Raw genomic sequence first — 17,891 nt, forward strand, 5'->3', positions numbered from 1 at the left:
CCTCCGGTTATTCAGGCTTCCTACTCAGTAGGAGGTGGCGGTCGGCGCAGCTGCGTGCATGACCGTGAAACGGTACAAGCGTCCAGGGCTTTGACGACGCCTTCTGCACGAATCGCCGCCAGATGGCCTGCGACCTGCGCGACGAAGCGCGGATGTGCGCGCAGATCGCATCCAAAGATCGATTCGATTTCAAACAGTGTTTGTACCGCGTCGATGGCATCCGCGTGCAAGGTCAGGCGAACCGCCTCGGCCAGCGTGTCGCCGAGCGGGTCAGCGATGACGTAGGTGCGGCCTGTCTCGTCCTGACCGCCGAGGTACGCGATCCAACCGGCCAACGCAAATGCCAGACATTCGGTCGGCGCGCCGCTTTTCAGGTTGGCGCGCACGCTTTCCAGCCAGCGCTGTGGCAGTTTCTGCGAGCCGTCGGTTGCGATCTGTTGCAAGCGGTGATCGAGCGCGGTATTGCGAAAACGCGTGAACAGATCAGCGCGATACCTAGCCAAAGCGGGTCGCGACAGCGTCGGCTCCACTTCGTCGCGCAACATGCTTTCGACAAAGTTCAACAGGGCCGGCGCGCCGATCGCCTGATCGACGGTCTCATAGCCGATCAGCGAGCCAAGGTACGCGAGTGCCGAATGCGCGCCGTTCAGCATCCGCAATTTGGCCTGCTCATAGGGACGCGCGTCGCGCACGAGCGTCGCGCCTGCGCGCTCCCAAGCCGGCCGTGGCCCCGCGAAGCGGTCTTCGATTACCCATTGCGAGAAGGGCTCGGTCATCACCGGCCATGCGTCGTAGGCACCGAGTTCCTTCGCTACGCGCGTGCGATCGGCGTCGGTGGTGAGCGGAACGATCCGATCTACCATCGTGTTGGGAAACGCGCCCTCTCGCTCGATCCAGTCGGCTAGCGCAGGATCTGCTTCACGCGCGAACGCCAGCGTCAACGCGCGCATCGTGTCGCCGTTGGACGGCAGGTTGTCGCATGACATCACGGTAAGCGGGCGCAGACCGGCTGCGCGTCGCAACGCCAGCCCGCGCACGACGAAGCCGATCGCACTTCGCGGCGCGGTGCCCTCGCGGAGATCATGGTCAATGTCGGGATGATCGAACTCCAATGCGCCGCTGGCCGGATTGCGGCAATAGCCTTTCTCGGTGATTGTCAGGCTGACGATATGGCAGCGCGGATCGGTCATCGCATCTAGTACGGCGGCAGGCGACTGCGGCGCGACCAGCGAAGCGATCAGTGCACCCACCACTTGGAACGAATCCGCGGTGCCGTCGCGCACATCCACGGTATAAAGATGATCCTGCGCAATTAGCGCCTCCGAAGTGTCCGCTCGTCGCAACGACACGCCGACGATGCCCCAGCGGTGATCGCCAGCGCGCAACGTGTGTTCCGTGTAGACGGCCTGGTGCGCGCGATGAAAAGCCCCGAGGCCCAGATGGACGATGCCCGGTGCAAGGCTCGCACGATCGTAGGTGGGAACGACGATTCCGCGAGCGGCGGGCGCTGCGAGCGAAGCCACGGAGGCATTACTCAGCCGCATGATCGGTCGGATGTTTGGCGAGGCCTTCCCAAATACCGTTCAGGTAGACGGCACCCAGCGCGCGATCGAACAGCCCATAGCCAGCGCGGCCCGTCTCGCCCCAGATCATTCGCCCATGGTCCGGCCGTGCGTAGCCTTCAAAGCCGGTTTCGAAGTAGGCTTTGACTATTTCCGCCATGTCGAGCGAGCCATCTGCCGACCGATGCGAGGTCTCGTGAAAGTCGCCCGCGGCATTCGTTTGCACGTTACGCAGGTGGGCAAAATGAATCCGGCCACGTGCACCGAACTCCCGCACCAGAGCCGGAATATCGTTCTGCAGGTCCGCGCCCAGCGACCCCGAACAGAGCGTCAGGCCGTTGGCGGGGTCGTCGACGATAGCCAGCACGCGCTGCAGGTCCGCGCGATTCTTCACGATGCGCGGCAGCCCGAAAATCGGCCGCGGCGGATCGTCGGGATGGATCGCCATCTTGATGCCGGCTTCTTTGGCCACCGGAATGATCGCGCGCAGGAAGTAGTCGAGATTGGCCCACAGACCGGCTTCGTCAAGCGCTTCGTAGTCGCGCAGCAGGGCTTGCAATTGCTCGGGCCGATAGCTCGCGTCCCAGCCGGGTAACTGGATACCCTGGCTGACGTCGAGCTCGCGGATCGCTTGCGTGTCGAACGCGAGCGTCGTCGATCCGTCGGGCAGGGGCATTTCCAGCGAGGTGCGGGTCCAGTCGAAAACGGGCATGAAGTTGTAGCAGACCACCTTCACACCGCAAGCGCCGAGGTTACGCAGCGTCTGGCCGTAATTGGCGATGAACGCGTCGCGCGTCGGCTTGCCGAGCTTGATGTCCTCGTGCACCGGCACGCTTTCGATAACATCCAGTGTCAGCCCATGAGCCTCTATCTTCTCCTTCAGCGACCGGATCGTGTCGACCGGCCACACATCGCCCACTGGCACATCATAGACAGCCGAGACGACCCCTACCATGCCTGGGATCTGACGGATATACGCGAGCGGAACCGGGTCCGCGTCGCCATACCAACGGAACGTCATTTTCAAGATCGAGTCTCCTTTGGGTACGCTCGCCGCGCCTTCGACGCAGGCAGTGCATCATTGTGTGGTCGGCGTGGCCTTTCGTATTGCCCAAGGCGGCGAAGCGCCGTTTGGACGCTTTGCGCCTGTTCGGGTCATGTATGGGGCGCAGCCAGGAGTTCGCATACTAGCGGCAATTGACATGCCTTTATAATGAAAAATTGCAAGTTAGCTATACGATTATGGAATACATGGAGCTACAAAGATTGTCGCCTGCTGTCAGAGACAGCGGCGAAACTCATTCAGTTTGCTGAGTGCGCCTCGCGCATGTCACACGTACCTTCCTCAGATCGACCAGCATAGCTGGACAGCGCAGTTTGGCTTACCTGGCGACTTCCAGACGAAGATCGTCCACATGAGCTTTGTCTCGATGGCAGGCGACTACGGTCTCCCGGATTGTTGATTTGCACCGAATCCTGACCCACCGCGTGTGCGGACAAAATCTTTGACTGCCTGAAGGTAGTCCGTGTACTCGCACGAAGACCGCATTCGAGCAGTTCAGCTTTATGTGAAGTTGGGCAAGCGCATCAGGGCGACCATCAGGCAGCTGGGTTACCCGACAAAGAATTCGCTGAAGGCGTGGCATCGCGAATACGAACAGTGCCATGATTTGCGAACCGGCTATGTTCGTGGCATGGCAAAATGTGGGCCCTCCTTCAATAATGCATCACGTCGTGCGGGTCGCACACAAACTGACGTTTTTTATGCCCGTGGACGGAGAGCCCGGGTACTCCACGGAAACACGGCGCAATGCTCGCGAACAGGGAGAGGTCATCATTCAAGCGAGACATGATTGTCGTCGACGCGTGTCCTATCCCCCACCGATAGTGCGATCGTAGCTAACGACGATATGATGCAATGAATGGATGTGCCAGGCGCGAAACTAGCGACGACACCCGAAGATTGCAGCGTCCGTTGACTTTCGGCTCCGATAATACCGCCGACGACAATTGGTATCCGTAGACTACGTGCGCGTATGCGTTTATGTAATTCAGAAATCAACTGATCATGCGCGCCCGCAAGTGACGATACGCCAATAATGTCAACGCGCTCGCTTTCAGCCATCGCCAGCACATCGCAGGGCGAAGCGAACATCCCTGCTCCCGTGAAGACTTCAAAGCCCGCGTCACTTAACGCGGCCGCGACGATCCGCGCCCCACGGTCATGTCCGTCCTGACCGAGTTTCGCAATGAGCATGCGTGGGGCGCGGCCGAGACGCCTAGTCGCATCGGCCACGGCTCGGCGAGAATCTTGCCATTCCGGATCATCCGCAACCGTTGCGCCGTAGAAGTCACGAGAGATCGGTAAATCGACCCGATACCTAGGCCAAATAACCTCCAGCGCCTGAGTGCACTCACCAACGGTCGCACGCGCACGCACGCATGCCATCGTTAGCTCAAGAAGATTTCTACTTCCACATCGCGCGGCTTGAGTTAATGCCTCAAGCGTCTCGCGCGCTCGTTCCGGGTCGCGGTTAGCCTTAATGCCAGCAAGCCTTCGGGCCTGTATCGCTTGCACCTGCCGGCCGTCAACTGTTTGGTGCACTGCAAGGTCTTCCTCATCTCTCGCCAGGAACCTGTTGACGCCGACGACCGTACGTTCTCCCGTTTCGATTTGTGCTTGTGCTTCCAAAGCGCTCCTGTGGATCTTGTCTCGGACCCAACCCGAACTAACGACTTCGACCACGCCGCCACGCGCGTCGATTTCGTCCACTACAGCACGCGCCCGCCGAGACATATCTGCTGTAAGAGCTTCCATCATGTAAGAACCGGCCCATGGATCGACCACACCCGACACACCCGTTTCATGCTGCAGTATCAGTTGTGTGTCGCGAGCTAGCCTGGCTGATTGCGTACGTGGCAGCGAAAGAGCCTCATCGTATCCGTTGGTATGCAGAGACTGCGTGCCGCCGAACACGGCTGCTAGCGCCTCCACTGTCGTGCGCACAACATTATTCATTGGCTTCTGTGCGGTCAACGACCATCCGGAGGTCTGACAGTGCATTCGAAGCCCGCGTGCCCTATCCGACGTCGCTCCGCTCTTCGAAGCAATCTCCGACCAGAGAATTCGCGCGGCTCGGAGCTTTGCCACCTCAACGTAAAAGTCCATTCCTACGCCGAAGAAGAAGCTCACGCGCTCACAGGCGTCGTTGGCATGCATCCCCCGGCCAATAAGTGTCTCTATGTACTTACGGGCATTAGCCATCGTCAATGCGAGTTCAAGCACCGCGTCTGCTCCCGCCTCTTGAAAGTGGTATCCGGACACGGAGAGCGCGTTAAATCTGGGCACGTTCTCGGCGAGATACTCGACGACGTCAGCGGCGATTTGCAATGACGGTTCAGGCGCAAAGATGCCCGTGTTCCGGACCATGAACTCTTTCAAAATATCATTCTGGATTGTTCCCCGCAGTTTCGATGCATGTACGCCGCGTTCCTCCGCCGCGACGATGAAAGCAGCAAGCACCGGGAGGACCGCTCCATTCATCGTCATCGACACCGACACTTCGTCGAGCGCGATCCCTTCGAAGAGCCGTATCATGTCCTCGACGGTATCGATCGCGACTCCGGTCATGCCGACATCCGCGCTCACAGCAGGGTCGTCCGAATCGTAGCCACGTTGAGTAGGCAGATCAAATGCGACGGAGAGGCCCTGTGCGCCCTCGGTCAGTGCTGTGCGAAATGCGAGGTTCGTATCAGCAGCATGCGCGTAGCCGGCATACTGACGTATGGTCCAAGGCTTTTCTGTGTACATCGATGCGAACGGACCTCGCACGAACGGCGCTTCGCCCGGCATGCTGTCCAGATGCTCGATGCCGTTGAGATCCGCGCGCGTATAGACTGACTTGAGCGGCACGGCATGACGCTTGCCCATCGGCGTTTCCAGCGTTTTTCTGTCATAACATCGGCGATCTTCATGCCGTCGCTTTTGCGGCGCACTTCTGTCCAGTGCCGGATGCCTTGTCCGTTCTGTGCCTGACCGACCATCAGCACGCTCAACGTGTCGCCCACATCGACGTTGCCGTAGTAGAACAGCGAGCGGTTTGTCACGAGAGGCGGCTCCTCGGAACGGCGCCACTGCCATTCGGCACGGTCGACAAAGGCTTGAAAGCTCGCGAAGTACAGAAAGTCGGCACCGTTGAAATCACCATTGGGACACGGCAGAAACTCGATCGGCTCAACCGAGGCAGGTGCGAGGTCGGGCAACGCGGCGCGGTCGGCGGCACGCAGGCGCTTGCTCATCTGCATCATCTGCGCTGCGCGCTCCGGCATCGGCGCGACTTCGCCTGGCAATGCCGCCAGTGCTGCGCGCGCCACAGTGCGATTGCTGCGCGCCTCGCCGCGTGTGACGAAGGCCGACGACATCGACAGCTCCACGATTTCATTGCCGCCCCGCACCACCCGATGCGTGCTGAAGTGGCGCACAGGTCCCGTTCTGCACAGCGTGCTGTGAATATCGAACACGTCGTTCTCAGTGATCGCATCGAGACCGCAAGTCTCCAGGCGGATCGCCGTGAAGGCCGCGTAGGAACGGCCGCCGTTGTCGTCGTAGAAGTCGGGTTGCGCCCGGCCCGCATGTTCGGCGAGCGCTTCCCAATGGCGATGCCCGCATTCCTTCAGCAGCCAGTTTTCGGACAGCCCTGTATAACTCAGTTGCGGCATGCCCGCGCGATAGCGTTGGACCATGCTCACGCCGCGAGGCTCGCGGACATGCCGATCGTCGAGCGGATCGCACCGACGACATGCTGGGCATCGCGCGCGATTCCGGAGAAACGGCCCGATCCCCATGTATGCAGCCACGGCAGGCCGATGAAATACAAGCCCGGTTGGGGCGTGATGCCGCGATTGTGTGCGGGATAACCGCGACCATTGAATATGGGTACATCAATCCAGCTGAAGTCGGGCGTAAAGCCAATGCACCAGATGATCGACGCGATACCGCTTTGCGCGAGATCGAGCGACGTGCGTTCACCTTGTGGGCTCCACACCGGCTCATAGGGAGCACCTTGCGGAGCGTCGATACCCTGCTTGTCTATAAATGCGTCGATGCTCGCGTTGATGCGGTTGTATGTGTCGTCGGCGCTATCCAGATTACTGGTCAGGTTCGGCGCGAAGTGCAGGCGGCCATCGCGCAGGTCGTCGAGCCTGCCGTACAGTTCCATGCCTTCCAGCGCAAAGCGCCGTAGATCGATATCGCGACCGCCATCGCGCCCCGTCACATAGTGATTCGTGTTGTCGCGTACGCCTTCGCGCAATGGATGCTGATCGACGGGCATGTCGTAGTAGCGCATGTCCGCGAGCCAGTCCACCACGTCGCGGCCGCGATAAAAGCGGGCACAGCGCGGCGCTTCGCCGACGGCGAGATACACCTTTCGGCCAGCAAGATGCAGGTCTTCGGCGATCTGCGCACCCGACTGCCCTGATCCCACCACCAGCACCGCACCTTCCGGCAATGCCTCTGGATTGCGATAGTGCGACGACTGCATCTGCAGGACCCCTGCAGGCAGACGCTCCGCCATACGTGGCACGATGGGCGTGTGATAGCCGCCCGACGCGACCACGACCTGATCGGCCGTGAAGTCGCCGTTCGACGTCGACACGAAGTAGCCGCCCGACAGCAGATGCCCCACCTTGCGCACCTCCGTATGTTCGAGCACGGGTGCATCGACCATCGCGATGAAGCCATCCAGATACGCGATGATCTCGTCCTTCTTCATGAAGCCGTGCGGGTCGTCGCCGCGATACGGATGACCCGGCAGCGCGCATTGCCAGTTCGGCGTGACAAGGCAGAACGCGTCCCAGCGCTGCGAGCGCCAAGTATGCGTGACGGTATTCTTTTCGATGACGAGGTGATCGATGCCCGCCTCTTTCAGGTAATAGCTGATCGACAAGCCCGCCTGCCCGCCGCCCACCACAATCACAGTGTGGTGCGGGACATCGTTCAGCGCATCAGATGCAATGGTCTTTTCGTTCGACATGGTTCGTTCCTGCATACGGTTCAAATGAGTTCGACGACCTTGACTTCGGCGTGCGGGTCGGCGGCGAAGCGTTGCGCGATTTCTTCGATCTGCGCGAGCTGATCCATCGCCGCTGAACACGCAAAGCCGTATTTCTCGCGTACCCGCTCGGAGCCGATGTGCAACGCTTCGCGCGCTTTTCCGACGAAATCGTCGAGCGCATAGCGTTGCCCTGCGACAAAGAGCTCACCGACCACCGTCGAAGGCGAATAACAATTGGCCTCGGTGCCGTCCGGCCACTGGACCTTGAAGTGCATGATTGGCATCACAAATCCTTTGAATGGAAAATTCAGGCGTTGAGCGCTTGCGGCGCACGCTGCAGGTGGTGCTCATACAGCGCGATATGGCGGCGCGCACCGTCGCGCCAGCTAAAGCGGTTGAGCAAATCGGGCACCGCATGGTCGAAGTCGATGCCACCCTCGCCCTCCAATGCGCGGCGCAACGCGCGGGCGATGCTCGGGACGTCATCGGGTTGCGCCCAGCAGCAGACGCGTTCGTTCAGATAGTCGGTGAATGGCTCGATCTTCGATACGACAACCGGCGTGCCCGCTGCGAGCGCTTCAAGCGTGACGAGTCCGAAGCCTTCGCACACCGACACCATCGACACCACATCGGCGCGGCGCATGAGTGCGGGAATGTCGTTGTCGTCGAGCGGGCCGGTGACCACGATCGATTCTCGTGGTCCGATGTGCAGATCGAGTTCCGCCGCACGCGCGATGAAGCGGCGCGTATAGGCATCGTGATCGAGCAGGCTCGCGCCGCCCGCAATCACCAGTTGCGCGTCGGCGTGGGATTGCCTGAGCAACGCAAACGCTTCGAGCAGTTGCAGGGTGTTCTTGCGCGCTTCGATGCCGCCCACGGCCAGTACCACCGGTTTTCCGTCGACGCCAAGACGCGCACAGATGTTCGCGTCGCTCACTGCATCCGAGGCGCGAAAGCGCTCAATATCGACGCCGTTGCTGACCGTCGATGCCTCGATGCCGAAGTCGTCGCGCATCTTTCGCGTCCATGTGTCGCTCACACAGAACAACGCATCGGCGTTCGCGTATGCTCGCTGCTGCCAGGCGCTCAAGCGCGTGTCTTTGAAGACATCGAGGTGATGCACCGTGCGCACGAAGCCGCGAATGGTGCCCGCTTCGCGCAGTTCAGCCAGCGCGTTTCCGCTGATGCTGTCCTGTGCATGCAGGATGTCGAAGCCCGGCACCAGTCGTTCGAGTAAAGCGGTCTTGAGTGCATCGATCCGGGTTTGGACCATCGTCACCGTGTCGATACCATGTGCAGCGACCGGCGCCAGCACGACACGGCAACGCGAGGCGCGAAACATCGGCGCACCGTCGACGGAAGGCGCAAAGATCGTCACGTCCTGTCCCGCTTCGTGCAGCGCACGGCCGAGTTCGAGCGTATGCACGACGCCGCCGCGCGGATTGACGGAGTGTGTGAATAGGGCAATGCGCAGTGCCGCGTCGTTCATGCTTGAGCTCCCGCAGGCACGCCGATGAAAGCGCTGTCGTGGAAGCTCCATAGCAAGGCCGATTCATTTTGCTGCGTGAGCACGACTTCGCGCGACGCACCCACACGGCCGATCGTCGCGCATGCCAGTCCACGTTGTGCGAAGCGCGCCAGTACGTCATCGACATGTTGATCGCGGACCGACAGCACGAAACCGTAACTCGGAAACGCATTCAGCCAGCGCTCGAGATCGACATGCGCCGGACGCGGTATCGCGTCCAGATCGATGCGCGCGCCTACACCCGAACATTCGAACAGCATCAGCGCGGTACCCAGCACGCCTGCCATGCTGATGTCCTTCGCCGCATCGCACAGACCGCTTTCCGCGAGTTGAGGCAGCAGTTCCAGATCGTCGCGCAGGCGTTGCGCGGGCGCACCCACCGATGCATTCCAGAACGGATACGGGTCTTCGAAACGGCCGCGCAAATCGACGGCAATCACGAGGCTGTCGCCGGGACGCGCATTGAAACTCGACAGCAGCGAACTGGCGCGGCCGAGTATCGACACCGCCAGTTGCGCTTGCGCGCTGCGTGCATTGCTATGTCCGCCGACAATCGGCACGCCGTACGCATTCGATGCCGCCGCGATGCCTGCCAGAATCTGCGCGGCGGATTCGAGTCCGTCGCTCCACAGCGCGTCGACCACGGCGAGCGGCCGCCCGCCCATCGCGTACACGTCGCTGACGTTGACCATCACGCTGCTGTAGCCCGCGAACCACGGCATCGACTCGACGAAATCACTGACCAACCCTTCGATGGCGAAGAGCAGATAGCCGTCGCCATCGGGGAGCGCCGCACAGTCGTCGCCGACTGCGACCGCTTGCGCAAGATCACGCGTGCCATTCGGCAGGCGCGACGCGAGCGACGCGACCACGCCTGCAATATCCGTCTTGTGGCGAAAGCCCCGGCTTTCGCGCAATCGCTCGACCAGTGCGTGCAGACTCATGAGCGGCCTCGCGACGATGTGACGAATCCACTTTCCGGCGTAAAACACGGCGGATAGTGCGCAAGGTCCGCTTCCATCAGATGATGCGGCCGCCCGAACAGCGTTTCCTCCGCGACAGTCTGCCAGTGCAGCCGCCGGAACAGTGGCGCATTCTGACTTTGCACATGCGCGAGGAACGTATCGCATCCCAGCGCATGAGCGCTGCTCACGGCAAGACGTATCAGCGTCGATCCGAGCTTGCCATGCGAGCGGAATGCGGCATGCACGGCGAGGCGCGAGCCGAGCCATGTGCGCGGCTGCGTTTCATGAATGCGCACCGTGCCGACCACCTGTTCGGGCATGCCCGCAATGCAGCTGAGCGCCACCAGTAGCTTCGCGTCGCGGTCGATCTCGTCGCGGTCGTCTCCCGCGAAGATGCCCTGCTCGACGCAGAACACCGCGCGCCGCAACGCATACGCCTCGTTGCTTTCCCACGGCAGCGTCGCCCACTTCACGCGGTACTCGGCCGGCGTGAAGGCGAGCGGCAAGGCATCCAGTTCGTCGATGGTTTCGCAGAACATGATCACACCTCGTACGATGCCAGCGACGAACACGCACCACATTTTCCGCAACCGGCCTTGATGTCCGCCGAACGCATTTGCGCGTCGCGCAGCATCGCGCCGAGCGGTTCGAGGATCGACTTCATGAACGCATGGGAAGGCGCGGGATGATCTTCGAGCGGCGTGCCGCTGATCGGCACGAACGGCACCACGAACGGATACACGCCCATGTCGATCAGTTCGCGCGAGATCGACAGGATCGCTTCCGCTGTGTCGCCGAGACCCGCGAGAATGTAGGTGCTGACCTGCCCCTTGCCGAACACGCCTACGGCCGCCTTAAAGGCTTCCATGTAGCGCGAGATGGGCACGCTCGCCTTGCCGGGCATCACGCGCGCGCGCACGTCGGGTGTCACGACTTCGAGATGCATGCCGAGTGTGTCGATGCCGCTCGCCTTCATGCACTCGAACCATGCATCGTCGTCGGGCGGCTCACATTGCGCCTGAATCGGCAGTTCGACGGCCGCCTTGATCGCAAACGCGCTTTCGCAGAGGATTTGCGCACCGCGATCTGGCGTCGGCGGCGTGCCGGTGGTCAGCACCATGTGCTTCACGCCGTCCAGCAACACGGCGGCGCGCGCCACTTCCGCGAGTTGCTCCGGCGTCTTGCGCGCAATCGTGCGGCCCGCCGCGAGAGACTGACCGATCGCGCAGAACTTGCACGTCTTCTTGCGGCTCTCGTAGCGGATGCAGGTTTGCAACACCGTTGTGGCGAGCACATCGGTGCTGTGCAGTGTTGCAATGTGCGAGTACGGCACGCCGTCGAGTGTTTGCAGTTGCGTGAAGCGCGGCGCTTTTGGAAAGCTGATGCTGGCGATCGGGATCGTCCCGCGCAGCAACGCGCTCGCGCCCGACTCGTCCGGCGTCCCTGCGACGAACGGCGAATTCCATGCGGAGCTGGTGTGCACAGGCACCATGATGGTCACGCCGTCCACAATCACGGCCTTGTGATCCGATGGGCCCGCGCCGCCGCGCCGGCTTGCGGCGCCCGCGTTCGGATCGACGAGACGCAGCCCCGCCGATTGCAACTCGGTGCGCAACTCCGTCATTTGACGCTGCGTGCGCGGCTCAGCCGGCGACAGACTCATGCTGGCATTCATCGTGACCTCCATTCGTTGTTTCCGGCGCTACGTCCGCGCGTTCGAACGACATCGACATCGGCGCAACGGGCATCGCAGGACGATCGTTGATCGCAAGACTCAGCAGTTCGGGCCGCGCGTAATGGCCAACGGAGTCCATCATCCGTTTGCGCTTCATGATCAGCGACATGTCGAGATCCGCGACAACCATGCCTTCGCCTTCGCGCAGCGGCTCAACGAGATGCTGGCCTTCGGGCGACACGATCGCCGTCATGCAGCCGCCGCGCAGGGCCTTTTGCAGCTTCGGGTCGGTCGTCACGGATTCGATCTGCGCCTCGCTGAGCCAGCCCGTCGAGTTGACGACGAAGCAGCCCGATTCGAGCGCGTGATGGCGGATCGTGACTTCGATTTGCTCGGCAAAGATCGGACCGACGAGCGAGCCCGGAAACTGGCTGCAATGAATCTCTTCATGCTGCGTCATCAGTGCGTAGCGCGCGAGCGGGTTGTAATGCTCCCAGCACGCCAGCGCACCGACGCGCGCGATGCCCGTATGCGCGACCTTGAGACCCGCCGCGTCGCCTTGCCCCCAGATCATCCGTTCATGGAAGGTCGGCGTGATCTTGCGCCGCTTGAGCGCGAGGCGTCCGTCGACGTCGAACACGAGCTGCGTGTTGTACAGGCTGCCGTGATCACGCTCGTTCACTCCAAGCACGACTACCATCCCATGACGGCGAGCGCGCTCGCCCACCGCTTGGGTAACAGGGCTTGGCACAGCGACCGCCTGCTCATAAAGCCGCATATGTTCGGCACCTGATGCGACCGGCGGACGCACGAACGAAAAATACGGGTAGTACGGCACAAATGTTTCGGGAAAGACGATCAGCTGCACGCCTTTCGACGCGGCTTCATCAATGGCGGAGCAGACCCGGTCGAGCGTGCCGCCAGGACGCTCGAAATCCGGCGCAATCTGCACCGCCGCTGCTCGGATGACTCGCTGGTCAGACATGATGGGCACCTGTGCGCTCAGACAGTCCACGTATGGATGATCAGCGCGTTCTCCTTGCGATGAAGCAGTTGTAGGTCGAGCACGTCCAGCGGATTGATCGGCCGGATGCCTTCGATCAAGGACGCTTCGCCATGACCGTAAAGGGCCTGCAACGCAAAGCGGCATGCGTAGACCTTGCCGCCCTCTTCCATGAACTTGACCAGCTGCTTGTTGAAATTCAAATGACCGGGAAAGGCTTCGTCGCCAAGCGTCGGAAAGCCACGCTGCAGGCCAAGCGTGACGCCAGGTCCATAGAGCAGCACCGACGTATCGAAGCCTTTGCGCTGCAGGCGCGTGGCCTGCAGCAGATTCACGAAGCCGATCGAACCTTCGAATGCGACGGTATGAAACGTGACGAGCGCTTTCTCGCCAGGTTCGGCCTTGACGTCAGGGAAGACCTTCTCTTCGTAATCGACCAGATAATCGCCTTTCTGATGCAGAGGTTTGTTGACGGCAGGCATTTGACTCTCCAATAAGTCGCGTAATTGATCGGATTGCCTTAACGGGAAATCACCCGATTGGCGAATCACTTAACGCAACACGTATGCCAATTTCCGGCCCAGTTCATGCAATCAACTTCCAATCAATCAAACCGCGAGAGTTCGCTCGACCCGAAAAATTCTTCGCGAGCCTTTGCCAGCAGGGTTTTTCTGGTATCAGGGAAGATCTGGGCAGAGCGGTCTCGCACAATCACGCAGCGTCTTTCGCGTGTGTATGGTGCGTAACAGCCCGCAAGCGTGCATTCATCCAATCAATGCGATCAACGGATCGAAAGATTGCGAACACATTTATTTTTTTCGGAATCCGCGTGTTACTTTTAAATCACGCATTCGCACCGGGATTTCAGCATGGACAGTCTCACGCATCACTGGCTCAAGCGCTTGATCGAAAGTCGCAAACCGGCGTACCTCGTGATACCGGATTTGATTGAAGAGGATCTCGCGAGCGGACGTCTACGACCAAGGGACCGCTTGCCCGGCCTACGCGATCTGGCAGGGGCCTTGCAATTGAACTACACGACAGTGGCGCGGGCCTATGCAGAGGCGCGCAAGCGCGGCCTGCTCGATGCGCGAGCGGGCAGCGGAACCTTCGTGCGCGGACGGACGCAGACGCTGCCCCTGGCGGGCGGCAGTAGCGTCGAGATGTCGATGAACATGCCGCCCGAGCCGCCCGAGCTTGCGGCGCGACTGAGAGAGTCGTCTGCCCAGCTGCTAGCGCAGACGGATCCTTATTACCTGCTGCGCTACCAGGATTTCGGCGGCACGCCCGACGACCGCGCAGCAGGTCGCGCGTGGCTCAAGGAACGCTTGCCCGACTGCCAGGACGATACCGTGCTCGTATGTCCCGGCATTCATAGCGCACTCGTCGCCCTCGTCTCGCAACTCGCAAGGCCGGGCGATACCATTTGTCTCGACACGCTCGCCTATCCCGGCATCAAAGCCATCGCGTCGCAACTTGGCGTGCGCCTTCAGCCGTTGCCACGCGATGAAGAAGGTCCTTTGCCGCACGCATTCGAAGCACTCTGCAAGACCGAAAAGCCCGGCGCGTTCTATTGCAATCCGACCTTGCAGAATCCAAGCACACTGACGCTGTCAACGCAGCGACGCGAAGCGCTGGCTGATGTCGCGCTCCGCTACAGCGTCCCCATCATCGAAGACGACGCGTACGGCTGGCTGCCCACGAACGCGCCGGTCGCACTGGCATCTCTTGCGCCTGAGCTGACGTGGTACGTGACGGGCTTCTCGAAGACGTTCGGCGCAGGGCTGCGCGTCGCGTATCTGCGCGCCCCGACGTCGAGACAGACGCAGCGTGTGGCGGGTGCACTGCGTGCGACCACAGTGATGCCGAGTCCGTTCACCGTGCTCCTGGCGACGCAGTGGGTCAATGACGGCACTGCCCACGAAATGCTTGAGGCAATCCGCAAGGAAGCGAATGTCCGACAGACGATCGCGTCGCAGGAACTCGCGGACTGGAAGTACGATTCACAGCCAGACGGCTTTCATTTGTGGCTACCCATTCCCGCGCAGTGTGATTGGAGCGCGTCCGAGCTTGCGTTGCAGTTGCGCAATCAAGGCGTAGGAGCTGTTGCAGGTGCGGCCTTTTCGACGGACGGCAATCCACCTAACACGATCCGCCTGTGTTTGGGCGGCCCACAGGACAGAAACGATTGCCGCGAAGCGTTGCAGCGAGTCGCGGAGATGCTGAACGACCCGCATCATCTTCATGTCCCTGTGATGTGAACGGATTTTTAACTCCGTTGCGGACGAATACTGTTTCCACCATTGGAATGCTTTCGAGCGACCGGCGGTCGCCTCGTGATTTCGATTAGCTGATTACCGTCAAAGCAATCATCTTTCGAGCTTTGGAACGAACGCTCGTGCAACGGCCTGAGCTTGGACCGCAGCTGCGGTCTGCACTCTCATCGAAACCGAGTTGACGCATCAAACGGACGGTCCCGTTAAGGTTGATAGGCGATATGACGACCGCTGCCTCGGGACCTATTGGCTCCAAGCATCTACCAGCATTTCAGGACTGGTATCCAGCCGGTCGTGGAACAGATCCCATGCCGAGGAAAATACCTGCTCAAGCGCTGTTCGACGGGCGATCGACCCAAGGCGGGCGACTCTCGCTTCAATGTCCGACCCACTGAGATAGCCCTGCTGCCGTTGTGCCGGAAATCAAAGTTTCACGAGTACTTTCAAGCGTGCTCACTACCTCGTCCTTTCCCCATGGGGTTTCCGGTAGCGCAGCAACGAACTTAGCGATCAGCTGAATGTTGTGCCGCTTTCGCGGTGCTCTCGCCACGCCATCTGGTCAGCGGCCACCGGTGCAACCTACGGGAGTCCCGATCTTTCATCCTGTTTCGCTTCACGGGGGCGACGCGCTCATCACCGAATCGAGCACGGCTATCATTTTGCGCTCGCAAAAGTAGTTGGCGTGCGGGCGCCGAAGTCGCGGTGGACGGCCGCATGTCCGGATGTTCGGCGGCTGGTGTAACAACCATCGCATGTATTTGATTTGGCTAAATCTCGACCCGCGCGCCGACTTCAATCACAGGGTTGGCCGGCAGCTTGAAGAAGGCGGCGACATTGCCGACGTTATGCAGCATCACCGCGAATAGCCGTTCGCGCCATAGCGCCATTCCACGACCGGGCTTCGGCACGAGCGCGGCGCGGCTCAGGAACCACGACGTTTCCGACGGCTCGAACGCGAGCCCTGCTGGCTTGCACGTTGCGAGCGTCTGCGGCAGATCGACTTCGTCCTTGAACCCGTAGGCAATCGTCACCTGATAGCAGCCCGGGCATAGCGGCTGGACCGTCACACGCTCGCCGTCGGGCACCCACGGCACCTCCTTCGTGACCACTGTCAGGAATACCACGCGTTCGTGCAGAACCCGGTTGTGGAGCAGGTTGTTGACGAGCGCATGCGGCACCGCCTCCGGGTGCGGCGTCAGGAAAATCGCGGTGCCGCCCACACGCACCGGCGAGCGCTCAAGCAGCGACGTCAGGTAGGGTTTGAGGGGCGTCTTGCCCGCGCGCACGCGTGCTTCGGCCAGCATCATTTCCCAGCCGCGGCCCCAGGTCGCCATGATCGTGAACACCACTGCGCCGGTCACGAGCGGGAACCAGCCACCCTCGACAATCTTCAGCAGGTTAGCGGAAAAAAACATCGCGTCGATCACGAAGAAGAACGCGGTTGCGAATACGCACAGCAGCCAGTTGTAATGCCATGCGTACCGGACGACGAAGAAAGTCAGGAACGTCGTGATCAGCATCGTGCCGGTGACCGCGATGCCGTATGCGGAGCCGAGCGCTGTCGACGAGCCGAAGCCGAGCACCGCGGCGATCACCGCGGCGAGCAGTGTCCAGTTAATGCCGGGTACGTAGATCTGGCCGATTTCCTCCTCCGACGTGTGGACGATGTTCATCCGTGGTAAAAAGGAGAGCTGCATCGCCTGCTTCGTCATCGAGTAAGTGCCCGAAATCACGGCCTGCGACGCGATGACCGTCGAGATCGTCGCGAGCATGATCATCGGAAAGATCGCCCATTGCGGGAAAAGCCGGTAAAACGGGTTCGACAGCGCGCCGGGATTGACGATCAGCAGCGCTCCCTGACCGAAGTAATTGAGTACGAGCGAAGGGAACACGATGCCGAACCAGGTGACGCGAATCGGCCGCTTGCCGAAATGGCCCATGTCAGCGTATAGCGCTTCGGCGCCCGTCAGCGACAGCACGACGGCGCCGAGCGCGATGAACGCAAGCCAGCGATGATGCAGGCAAAAGCCGAGCCCTCGCAGCGGATTGAGTGCAACCAGAATGACCGGCGCCGCGGCGATATTGACGAGCCCCGCGATGCCGATCACAACGAACCACGCTACCATCACCGGCCCGAACACCGCGCCAATGCCGCTCGTGCCGTGCTTCTGCATGACGAAGAGTGTGATGAGCGCTGCCAGCGTGACCGGAATCACATACATCTTCAGCCCCGGGGCCGCGACCTCGAGGCCTTCGACGGCGCTCAGCACGGAGATCGCCGGCGTGATCACGCTGTCGCCGAAAAAGAGCGCAGCACCCATCACCCCGATGATGAGGAGCGCGCGGCGCAGCCGCGGGCGTGCCGCGACCGACGAAGCGGCGAGCGCGAGCAGCGCCATAATGCCACCTTCACCGTGGTTGTTCGCGCGCAGGATCAGCACCACGTATTTGAGCGAGACGACCACCATCAACGACCAGAAGATCAACGAAACGATGCCGACGATATTGAACGCGCTCAGCGGCAGCCCGTTGCCTGGAGCGAACACTGTCGACAGTGTGTAGAGCGGGCTCGTGCCGATGTCGCCGTAGACGACGCCGAGCGCGGCAAGAGCAAGCGCCGGCAGAGCCTTCCTGTGCGGACAAGGCTCACCGACCCGGTCGCTGTCGGGCGCGGCGGATACGGAATGTCCCATGTCTCCCTCCTGGTTCGGTGGCGCGCCAACGCAACGGCCGCACGAGCCGCCGTGCCGCTGCGCGCCGTCGTTCGTTTCTTTATCGGGGCGCGATCACGACACCGCCTGGGTTGCCGGTCGATCGCGGCTTTAG

General features: G+C 61.3%; 13 protein-coding genes and 2 pseudogenes. 2 read left to right on the forward strand and 13 right to left on the reverse strand.

Features of this window, described 5'->3' with window-relative positions:
* Nucleotides 1–20 precede the first annotated feature (20 nt).
* On the reverse strand, nucleotides 21–1,544 hold the full coding sequence (locus tag OH764_RS26010) for a mannitol dehydrogenase family protein (RefSeq protein ID WP_498849050.1): 1,524 nt from the start codon (nucleotides 1,542–1,544) through the stop codon (nucleotides 21–23).
* Nucleotides 1,531–2,583, reverse strand: a complete 1,053-nt coding sequence (uxuA, locus tag OH764_RS26015) for a mannonate dehydratase (RefSeq protein ID WP_498851297.1) — start codon at nucleotides 2,581–2,583, stop codon at nucleotides 1,531–1,533. The genes OH764_RS26010 and uxuA overlap by 14 nt, the downstream gene beginning before the upstream one ends.
* A gap of 505 nt (nucleotides 2,584–3,088) precedes the next feature.
* Here uxuA and OH764_RS26020 point away from each other — a divergent pair.
* Nucleotides 3,089–3,253: pseudogene (locus OH764_RS26020) on the forward strand (IS3 family transposase); the annotation flags it as partial.
* A gap of 143 nt (nucleotides 3,254–3,396) precedes the next feature.
* Here the strand turns inward: OH764_RS26020 and scpA are convergent.
* From scpA to OH764_RS26070, 10 genes and pseudogenes are all read right to left on the reverse strand, one after another.
* Entirely contained in the window at nucleotides 3,397–5,493 is a 2,097-nt protein-coding gene (scpA, locus tag OH764_RS26025; protein ID WP_498849051.1) for a methylmalonyl-CoA mutase, read from the reverse strand.
* Nucleotides 5,493–6,305, reverse strand: a pseudogene (locus tag OH764_RS26030) (Pnap_2097 family protein); the annotation flags it as partial. The pseudogene OH764_RS26030 and the gene scpA, both read right to left, overlap by 1 nt.
* A gap of 2 nt (nucleotides 6,306–6,307) precedes the next feature.
* Nucleotides 6,308–7,597 (reverse strand): MSMEG_0569 family flavin-dependent oxidoreductase, encoded by a 1,290-nt coding sequence (locus tag OH764_RS26035; RefSeq protein ID WP_498849052.1) that lies wholly within the window; start codon nucleotides 7,595–7,597, stop codon nucleotides 6,308–6,310.
* A 20-nt stretch (nucleotides 7,598–7,617) separates the two neighbouring features.
* Nucleotides 7,618–7,902, reverse strand: coding sequence for an MSMEG_0570 family nitrogen starvation response protein (locus tag OH764_RS26040; protein ID WP_498849053.1), 285 nt, complete (start codon nucleotides 7,900–7,902; stop codon nucleotides 7,618–7,620).
* Nucleotides 7,903–7,925: 23 nt separating this feature from the next.
* Nucleotides 7,926–9,107 carry an MSMEG_0565 family glycosyltransferase gene (locus tag OH764_RS26045; RefSeq protein WP_498849054.1) on the reverse strand — a complete coding sequence of 394 codons (1,182 nt, stop codon included), beginning with the start codon at nucleotides 9,105–9,107 and terminating at the stop codon, nucleotides 7,926–7,928.
* Complete coding sequence (locus tag OH764_RS26050; RefSeq protein WP_498849055.1) at nucleotides 9,104–10,090, reverse strand: sll0787 family AIR synthase-like protein; 987 nt, start codon at nucleotides 10,088–10,090, stop codon at nucleotides 9,104–9,106. The genes OH764_RS26045 and OH764_RS26050 overlap by 4 nt, the downstream gene beginning before the upstream one ends.
* Nucleotides 10,087–10,650, reverse strand: coding sequence for a GNAT family N-acetyltransferase (locus OH764_RS26055; RefSeq protein WP_498849056.1), 564 nt, complete (start codon nucleotides 10,648–10,650; stop codon nucleotides 10,087–10,089). The genes OH764_RS26050 and OH764_RS26055 overlap by 4 nt, the downstream gene beginning before the upstream one ends.
* A gap of 2 nt (nucleotides 10,651–10,652) precedes the next feature.
* Nucleotides 10,653–11,786, reverse strand: a complete 1,134-nt coding sequence (locus tag OH764_RS26060; RefSeq protein ID WP_498849057.1) for an MSMEG_0568 family radical SAM protein — start codon at nucleotides 11,784–11,786, stop codon at nucleotides 10,653–10,655.
* On the reverse strand, nucleotides 11,755–12,771 hold the full coding sequence (locus OH764_RS26065) for a Nit6803 family nitriliase (RefSeq protein WP_498849058.1): 1,017 nt from the start codon (nucleotides 12,769–12,771) through the stop codon (nucleotides 11,755–11,757). Before OH764_RS26065 ends, OH764_RS26060 begins: the two co-directional genes overlap by 32 nt.
* Nucleotides 12,772–12,788: 17 nt before the next feature.
* Nucleotides 12,789–13,271: an MSMEG_0572/Sll0783 family nitrogen starvation response protein gene (locus OH764_RS26070; protein WP_012403844.1), complete on the reverse strand. Its 483-nt coding sequence runs from the start codon at nucleotides 13,269–13,271 to the stop codon at nucleotides 12,789–12,791.
* A gap of 387 nt (nucleotides 13,272–13,658) precedes the next feature.
* Between OH764_RS26070 and OH764_RS26075 the strand changes: the two genes are divergently transcribed.
* Complete coding sequence (locus OH764_RS26075; protein WP_498849059.1) at nucleotides 13,659–15,050, forward strand: aminotransferase-like domain-containing protein; 1,392 nt, start codon at nucleotides 13,659–13,661, stop codon at nucleotides 15,048–15,050.
* Nucleotides 15,051–15,832: 782 nt separating this feature from the next.
* Here the strand turns inward: OH764_RS26075 and OH764_RS26080 are convergent.
* Nucleotides 15,833–17,758 (reverse strand): potassium transporter Kup, encoded by a 1,926-nt coding sequence (locus OH764_RS26080; protein ID WP_498849060.1) that lies wholly within the window; start codon nucleotides 17,756–17,758, stop codon nucleotides 15,833–15,835.
* Nucleotides 17,759–17,891: the final 133 nt, after the last annotated feature.

The organism is Burkholderia sp. M6-3, from assembly GCF_050858985.1.
Taxonomy (GTDB): Bacteria; Pseudomonadota; Gammaproteobacteria; order Burkholderiales; family Burkholderiaceae; genus Paraburkholderia; species Paraburkholderia caledonica.

What these genes read in the sequence shown, in the direction of transcription:
- OH764_RS26010 (WP_498849050.1), bottom strand. Translation starts at nt 1,544, where the DNA reads ATGCGGCTGAGTAATGCCTCCGTGGCTTCGCTCGCAGCGCCCGCCGCT.
- uxuA (WP_498851297.1), bottom strand. Translation starts at nt 2,583, where the DNA reads ATGACGTTCCGTTGGTATGGCGACGCGGACCCGGTTCCGCTCGCGTAT.
- scpA (WP_498849051.1), bottom strand. Translation starts at nt 5,493, where the DNA reads ATGGGCAAGCGTCATGCCGTGCCGCTCAAGTCAGTCTATACGCGCGCG.
- OH764_RS26035 (WP_498849052.1), bottom strand. Translation starts at nt 7,597, where the DNA reads ATGTCGAACGAAAAGACCATTGCATCTGATGCGCTGAACGATGTCCCG.
- OH764_RS26040 (WP_498849053.1), bottom strand. Translation starts at nt 7,902, where the DNA reads ATGCCAATCATGCACTTCAAGGTCCAGTGGCCGGACGGCACCGAGGCC.
- OH764_RS26045 (WP_498849054.1), bottom strand. Translation starts at nt 9,107, where the DNA reads ATGAACGACGCGGCACTGCGCATTGCCCTATTCACACACTCCGTCAAT.
- OH764_RS26050 (WP_498849055.1), bottom strand. Translation starts at nt 10,090, where the DNA reads ATGAGTCTGCACGCACTGGTCGAGCGATTGCGCGAAAGCCGGGGCTTT.
- OH764_RS26055 (WP_498849056.1), bottom strand. Translation starts at nt 10,650, where the DNA reads ATGTTCTGCGAAACCATCGACGAACTGGATGCCTTGCCGCTCGCCTTC.
- OH764_RS26060 (WP_498849057.1), bottom strand. Translation starts at nt 11,786, where the DNA reads ATGAATGCCAGCATGAGTCTGTCGCCGGCTGAGCCGCGCACGCAGCGT.
- OH764_RS26065 (WP_498849058.1), bottom strand. Translation starts at nt 12,771, where the DNA reads ATGTCTGACCAGCGAGTCATCCGAGCAGCGGCGGTGCAGATTGCGCCG.
- OH764_RS26070 (WP_012403844.1), bottom strand. Translation starts at nt 13,271, where the DNA reads ATGCCTGCCGTCAACAAACCTCTGCATCAGAAAGGCGATTATCTGGTC.
- OH764_RS26075 (WP_498849059.1), top strand. Translation starts at nt 13,659, where the DNA reads ATGGACAGTCTCACGCATCACTGGCTCAAGCGCTTGATCGAAAGTCGC.
- OH764_RS26080 (WP_498849060.1), bottom strand. Translation starts at nt 17,758, where the DNA reads ATGGGACATTCCGTATCCGCCGCGCCCGACAGCGACCGGGTCGGTGAG.